The sequence below is a fragment of the Paracoccus maritimus genome (genome assembly GCF_025195095.1).
Classification (GTDB): domain Bacteria; phylum Pseudomonadota; class Alphaproteobacteria; order Rhodobacterales; family Rhodobacteraceae; genus Paracoccus; species Paracoccus maritimus.
In genome coordinates this window covers 1-6,244 of record NZ_JANAVZ010000029.1, presented here as the reverse complement: position 1 = coordinate 6,244, position 6,244 = coordinate 1, and the positions used below count along the sequence as shown (strand labels likewise).

Genomic DNA, 6,244 nt, shown 5'->3' with positions numbered 1-6,244 from the left:
AACCGAGGCCTCTATCCTTGCGCGGCTTATCCAGGTGGTGGAGCGGGCATGATCGCCTTCCCGGCGGGGGTGCGCGTCTGGATCTCTGGCGGGGTCACCGACATGCGCCGCGGGATGAACAGGCATTGGAGGCGGGCCTGGGCATTCGACTGTCAGATTTGCGGGACGAGACTTGTGCAGACCGTTGGCAAGCCCGGTGGCGAACAAATATCCGAAAAACTGATATATCGAGCGCGCCGCGGGGCAGGGATGCTTGAGTGCGCCGCACGATCACGCTGCCCCAGGAAATTTCGTCGAGCAATGCGTGCAGTCACCTTTGCCATGTCACTGAAGACCTTCCGCGGGGATCCGTCATTCGCACTTCAGAATCCCAGACCGGAAGTGAGGCTATTGTGCCTCGCCGCGATCGCTGCCGTTCAATCTCGTCCCTTGGCCAAAGCAGCGATAGTCAGCTCCGGCATCAACGACCATGCAAGGATCGCTCTATTGCGCGCCTTGGAGAAGGAGCCTCGATTGCTTGCCGCGGTTGATCACATCGCGCAAAGGCGCACGAGAAGCGCAGGCCCCATGACAGCCGAATCTCGCAATTAAGGGCAAAGATCGACGCTAAACGCGCCGAATCTCAGATTTAAGGGCAACGCGACAGCAAGATATCCTGCTGCCGGGCATGAACGCGCGTCAGGCGGTCGGCATTTTCGATGCAAGGCGCGCCGAGGCGCTGGCCGTGGTCAGCGACCGGGTCGAGCGCCGCGTGATCGGCCTTCTGACGGAGGCGCATACACTGCGCCGCTATAGCGAGGAACTGGACAAACAGCGCCGCAACATGATCGGTGCGAGGGATTGACCCTTGGCGTCATGCGGGCGCCTGATCGGTAAGCGTCTTCAGCGCCCCACCTTCCGGCTCTCATCCTGATCGGTTCTTTGGACCTTGGTGATTGTTGGAATGGATTTTCTCCATTGAGACTACATTGGAGGTTCTCCCGGTTGGCGGTCGTGGCCGTCGGAACCGGAAGTGGCCAGATGAGGTGAAGGCCCGGATCGTGGCGGAGACGCTGACGCCGGGTGTCACGGTGAATGCTGTGGCGCGGCGTCATGGCGTTCCGGCGAACCACGTTTCGGCCTGGCGCACGCTGGCGCGGAAAGGGCGGCTGGTGCTGGCAGCGCCGGAGGATCCGGTGGAATTTGCATCGTTGATGATTGGCCCGGTTAGTGATGGAGTGCGTTGTGCCGTGGACGCCGGGGACCGGCCCGAGATTATCTCGGGTGCGATGGTAATCCGCCTGGAAACCGGCGCCTCGGCGGAGCGGATTGCGTCGGTCGTGCGCGCCCTGGCTGCCAGCCCATGATGTTCCCCTCGAACCGGGTGCGGATCATGGTCGCAACGAAGCCGATCGACTTCCGCAAGGGTCATGATGGCCTGGCTGCGCTGGTGTCGTCGGTGCTGCGCAGGGATCCGTTCACCGGCACGGTGTTTGTGTTCCGCTCGCGCCGGGCGGACCGGCTGAAGCTGCTATATTGGGACGGCACGGGTCTGGTGATGGCCTATAAGCGGCTGGAGGATGCGCGCTTCACCTGGCCCGCCATCAAGGACGGGATCATGGCGCTGAACCATGCCCAGTTCGAGGCGCTGTTTGCCGGGCTGGATTGGCGCCGCGTCAAGGCGCTGGAGACACGCCCACCAGCTGCGGCAGAATGAATCAGCCGTTTGATTTTGCATGTTTTTGCCCGAGCTTCTTGATAAAAATCGGGCATGTCCGCAGCCTCTGTCATTGACCTTTCCGCCATTCCCGACGCGCAGCGCGCGGCGGTTCAGGCGTTGCTGGAGGAGGTGGCGGTCCTCAAGGATATCACCAAACGCCAGGAGCATCTGATCGCCGAGCTGAACCATGCGCTGCATGGCAAGCGGTCGGAAAAGCTGTCTGAGGATGAGCGGCAACTGGCATTCGAGGACCTGTCCATCGCGCTGGCCGAGGTCGAGGCGGAAAAGGAAAAGCGGGCGGTCAAAGCGGGTGACGGGACGGCCAAGCCCGCCCCCAGGCGCACCATCGGCAACCTTCCCGCTGCGCTGCCCCGCATCGAGGAAGTCATTGAGCCCGACAGCCTGATTTGTCCCTGCGGCTGCGGCGTCATGCACAAGATCGGCGAAGACCGCTCGGAGCGGCTGGACATCGTGCCGGCACAGCTGCGCGTGATCGTCACCGTGCGCCCGAAATACGCCTGCCGGTCCTGCACCGACGGGGTGACGCAGGCACCGGCGCCCAGCCACCTGATCATGGGCGGCCTGCCGACAGAGGCAACCCTCGCCCATGTGCTGGTCAGCAAGTATGCCGATCACCTGCCATTATATCGCCAGAGCCAGATCCTGGCGCGGGCGGGCCTTGATCTGCACCGCGCTGCTCTGGCCGATTGGGTCGGCAAGGCTGCCTTCCACCTGAAACCGGTCGTGGACCGGCTGGCCGAGCACCTGAAGCGATCCGACAAGCTGTTCATGGACGAAACGACGGCCCCGGTGCTGGACCCGGGGCGCGGTGCGACGAAGACCGGCTATCTCTGGGCACTGGCCCGCGATGACCGGCCCTGGAGCGGCGAGGACCCGCCCGGCGTGGTTTACTTCTACGCACCCGGCCGTGCGGGCGAGAATGCCGAAACCTTCCTGACCGGCTTCGACGGCATCCTGCAGATCGACGGTTACACCGGCTACAACCGGCTGACCAAACCCTCGCGCAAGGGCGGCGCCCCCGTTCGGGTGGCCCATTGCTGGGCGCATGCAAGGCGCAAGCTGAAGGAAGTCTTCGACCGCGACGGATCAGAGATCGCCGCCGAAGGTCTGCGCCGCATCGCCGAGTTTTATGCCGTCGAGGCCGATATCCGTGGCGTCTCGCCCGGCCAGCGTCTGTCCGCCCGCCAGGCCCGCACCGCGCCGCTGGTCGCTGCCTTTGGCGACTGGCTTCAGGCACAACGCCGCAAGATATCCAGCAAATCCCGGCTAGGCGAAAAGCTGACCTACATCCATAACCACTGGGATGGGCTGCAAACCTTCCTGACCAATGGACGCGTGGAAATCGACTCCAACAGGGTCGAGAACCTGATCCGCCCCATCGCCCTCAATCGCAAGAACGCGCTCTTCGCCGGCCATGACGAAGGCGGCGTCGCCTGGGGTCGCATCGCGTCGCTGATCGGAACCTGCAAGATAAACGGCGTCGAGCCCTTCGCCTACCTCAAGGCCACCCTCACGGCGATCGCCAACGGCCACCCGCAAAGCGACATCGACGACCTGCTGCCGTGGAACTTCGAGCCGCCAAACTGAACAGCCGGTGGTCCGCAGCGAACGCTTACGGCGGTCCGGGCAGGGTCCCGATAGCGACCGTTGATGAGGTGTTGTTTTTCGGCCCGGTAATCCTCCCTGTTTTTAACGGGGCACAGAAGTAGACCTCAGGCAGCCATTTTCAGCTTCTGGGCGGGTGCCTTTCGGACGGCAAAGCGGGGAGGGCGTAGAGCGATCCGCCCTGCGACCCACAGCCCCGCCAGCGGCCTGCCCATCACCGGCAACCGCCCGATCCAGTTCGGCACCGCAATCAGCACAAAGCCCGCGATGACCGCGCCGAGATAGCCGAACAGGAACTCATGCGCATGCCAGCTGAACGAGTCAAACCCGATGGGCACCGGCTGTCGGCCCATCATCATCGGAATCTACATCAGCATCGCGCCAATGGCCCAGAGGGCCGCCAGCAGGAAGAATGGCCGGAACCCGTAGCTGAAGAGCGCGGCTCCGGTGTAGCTGCGCATCTTTTCCGCGGTTCCCGCCATTCGGCGCTCCTCCTCAGCCAAGTTGCGCCGCAGCCGGGCCAAAATGTTCGTAGTGGATACGGTCATCCGGAACATTGGCCGCGCGCAGACCACGGATCATCGCATCCATGAAACTCGTCGGGCCACAGATGAAGTAATCGGCAACCGCCGTGTCGCTGATCCGGGCCAGCCATTCGGGCTGGATGCGACCGGATTGAACGATGCCCTCTGCCGCCGTTTCCGGGGCTTCATAGAAGACGTGGTTTTCCTGTGCCAAGGTCAGATGGCGGTCACGCATGGCATGGTGCCTGGCGTCGCGGGTGGCATGGACATGGATCATCCGCAGATCACCGCCGCCACAGGTTTCCAGCATCGAAATCATCGGGGTCATGCCGACGCCGCCGGAGAGTAGCACGACCTCGCGCTTGCCCGCCGGATCAAGGAAGAACTCGCCCGCCGGGACGGCGACGTCGATGGTGCTGCCCGGTTCGACCGAGTCATGCAGCCAGTTGGAAATTCGACCGCCCTTTTCGCGTTTGACGGTGATGCGATAGTCACGCCCGTTCGGAGCGGAGGAAATCGAATAGTTGCGGCGGAATTCTTCACCCTCAGCCGGGGTAAAGCGGAAGCTCAGATACTGGCCAGGGCGGTGACGCAGCACCGGACCACCATCGACAGGTTTCAACAGGAAGGAGGTGATCTCATGCGTCTCCGGCGTCTTCGCAGCCACACGGAACTGCCGCCAGCCGCGCCACCCACCATCCGCCTGTTCAGATTGCGTGTAGATCTGCTCCTCTCGTTCGATCAGCATATCGGCAAGGAACCAATAGGCCTCTCCCCAGGCGGCAAGGATTTCCGGCGTGGCGGCCTCTCCCAGCACTTCGGAAACCGCGCCCAGAAGGGCGGTGGCAACATGCGGGTAGTGTTCGGGCAGGATCTGCAGGCCTGCGTGTTTCTGCGCGATCCGCTCCAGCGCGCTAGCCAGCACGGCGGGATTGCGGATATGGGTCGCGTAGGCCACCAGAGCGCCTGCCAGCGCCTTGTGCTGCGGCGAGTCGCCACCTTGGTGCGACATGTTGAAGAGCGCGCGGATCTCGGGATCGGCCAGCAGGCGGCGGTACATGCAGGGTACGATCTGGTCCACATGGGCGGCAACGACCGGCGCTGTGGCCTCAATAACGGACAGGGTTTCTTCGGAAAGCGGCTTGTGCATGATGTCCTCCTGCGCGGCTTTGATGTTTCCTTTGATCGCGTGATAATATCAACTTCAAAAAGATGCCAACAAAAGGTATCTTAAACCGCTGCGACATTCCGTCTCAGCCCGATGACCGACAGGAGAAGGCCGATGCGGCTGAACGATAGCACCGACATGGCCCTGCGCGTGATGATCTTTGCCACCGCCCAAGGCGACCGGATTTTTACCATTGATCAGCTCGTCGCCACCTACCGGCTGCCACGGAGCACGATGATGAAGGTGGTGAATGCGCTGACGCGCGGCGAATTCCTCATTGCGCAGCGCGGCCGCTCAGGCGGGCTGCATCTGGCCCGCCCGGCGGATCAGATCAGCGTCGGTGCGGTGGTCCGCCATCTGGAGACGGACTTCGGGCTGGTAGAATGCATGCGGACGGGAAATCAGTGCATCATCACCTGCCAGTGCCGCCTGATCGCGCCTTTGAAACGGGCGATGGAGGCGTTTCTGGGGGTGCTGGATGATTGTTCGGTTGCCGACATCGCGCTGACCCCGGCGGATTTCCCGATTATCGGTAACGCCACCGTCAGCCGGCTTGGCGCCACGCAGTGAGCACCGTTCCGACATTGACTGAACGGAGTTTGTGGCAGATGACCATTGCGCCGCCGCGCGGGCAAAATTTTCGACCGGCGGTTGCGGGCGAAAGACTGGGATGGATCAGTCGCTGGCGATGGCGGAGCCAGACCGCAACATGATGGTCAGCAACAGCGATGCGTTTTCCTGTGCGAACAGAGAATGGGAAACACCACCGGCGAGGTAAAGCCAGTCCCCCGGCATCATCACGCGGGTTTCCCCGTCAAAGCGGAATTCTACCCTTCCTTCCAAGCATTGGAGCGTGATGCTTCCATCGACCTTGTGTTCCTTCAACTCTTTGCCGGCTGACAGAAACAGGCGCATCGCTTCGAATTCCGTGGTCTTGACCAGTGCATATGGCCGGGCCTGGGCAGCCGCATCGCCCAAGGGTCGCAGACTGACGATCTCACCTGAAGTCGCATGCGGTATGGCCACGGCCTTGCTCCATATCTGCCCCGTCGATGACAATCTTGATGCAGAGCGGCGAATTGACAAGAGGGTTCTGTACGCGGCGGAGTGTATGCCTCCGGGGAGGGCCGCCTGAGCACGGGATTGGATTTCAGCTAAGAGCCTGAAGCTATGGCAGACCATAGCATCATGTCCCAGGTAGAGGTTCTCTCGGTCACGGATACAGGC

Annotated in this window: 8 protein-coding genes; 5 read left to right on the top strand and 3 right to left on the bottom strand. The window is 62.5% G+C overall.

The window, feature by feature from the left end; translation table 11 throughout:
* The first annotated feature begins 667 nt into the window (after positions 1 to 667).
* From MU516_RS19150 to tnpC, 4 genes are all read left to right on the top strand, one after another.
* A complete protein-coding gene (locus MU516_RS19150) occupies positions 668 to 844 on the top strand; it encodes a hypothetical protein (protein ID WP_260278807.1) in 177 nt (58 codons plus the stop codon).
* A 196-nt stretch (positions 845 to 1,040) separates the two neighbouring features.
* Positions 1,041 to 1,346, top strand: a complete 306-nt coding sequence (locus MU516_RS19145) for a transposase (RefSeq protein WP_425606890.1) — start codon at positions 1,041 to 1,043, stop codon at positions 1,344 to 1,346.
* A gap of 26 nt (positions 1,347 to 1,372) precedes the next feature.
* The gene (gene tnpB / locus MU516_RS19140; RefSeq protein ID WP_260278806.1) at positions 1,373 to 1,696 is read left to right on the top strand and encodes an IS66 family insertion sequence element accessory protein TnpB; all 324 of its coding nucleotides are present in this window, start codon (positions 1,373 to 1,375) and stop codon (positions 1,694 to 1,696) included.
* A 54-nt stretch (positions 1,697 to 1,750) separates the two neighbouring features.
* Entirely contained in the window at positions 1,751 to 3,307 is a 1,557-nt protein-coding gene (tnpC, locus tag MU516_RS19135; protein WP_260278805.1) for an IS66 family transposase, read from the top strand.
* 125 nt (positions 3,308 to 3,432) lie between these two features.
* Here the strand turns inward: tnpC and MU516_RS19385 are convergent, their stop codons facing one another.
* Together MU516_RS19385 and hmpA are read right to left on the bottom strand one after the other, a co-directional pair.
* Positions 3,433 to 3,684 carry an NnrS family protein gene (locus tag MU516_RS19385; RefSeq protein ID WP_311319129.1) on the bottom strand — a complete coding sequence of 84 codons (252 nt, stop codon included), beginning with the start codon at positions 3,682 to 3,684 and terminating at the stop codon, positions 3,433 to 3,435.
* Between the two features lie 136 nt (positions 3,685 to 3,820).
* Positions 3,821 to 4,999 (bottom strand): NO-inducible flavohemoprotein, encoded by a 1,179-nt coding sequence (gene hmpA, locus MU516_RS19125; protein WP_209057842.1) that lies wholly within the window; start codon positions 4,997 to 4,999, stop codon positions 3,821 to 3,823.
* A 132-nt stretch (positions 5,000 to 5,131) separates the two neighbouring features.
* Here hmpA and MU516_RS19120 point away from each other — a divergent pair, with 132 nt between their 5' ends.
* Entirely contained in the window at positions 5,132 to 5,587 is a 456-nt protein-coding gene (locus MU516_RS19120; protein ID WP_260278804.1) for an RrF2 family transcriptional regulator, read from the top strand.
* 105 nt (positions 5,588 to 5,692) lie between these two features.
* On the opposite strand, the gene MU516_RS19115 is transcribed toward MU516_RS19120, so the two are convergent.
* Positions 5,693 to 6,244 (bottom strand): cupin domain-containing protein (locus MU516_RS19115; RefSeq protein WP_260278803.1); only part of this gene is annotated, 552 nt, incomplete at its 5' end.

Bases quoted from the DNA above. Each gene is read 5' to 3' on its own strand.
- hmpA (WP_209057842.1), bottom strand. From the start codon at position 4,999: ATGCACAAGCCGCTTTCCGAAGAAACCCTGTCCGTTATTGAGGCCACA.
- MU516_RS19120 (WP_260278804.1), top strand. From the start codon at position 5,132: ATGCGGCTGAACGATAGCACCGACATGGCCCTGCGCGTGATGATCTTT.
- MU516_RS19385 (WP_311319129.1), bottom strand. From the start codon at position 3,684: ATGATGATGGGCCGACAGCCGGTGCCCATCGGGTTTGACTCGTTCAGC.
- tnpB (WP_260278806.1), top strand. From the start codon at position 1,373: ATGGTCGCAACGAAGCCGATCGACTTCCGCAAGGGTCATGATGGCCTG.
- tnpC (WP_260278805.1), top strand. From the start codon at position 1,751: ATGTCCGCAGCCTCTGTCATTGACCTTTCCGCCATTCCCGACGCGCAG.
- MU516_RS19150 (WP_260278807.1), top strand. From the start codon at position 668: ATGAACGCGCGTCAGGCGGTCGGCATTTTCGATGCAAGGCGCGCCGAG.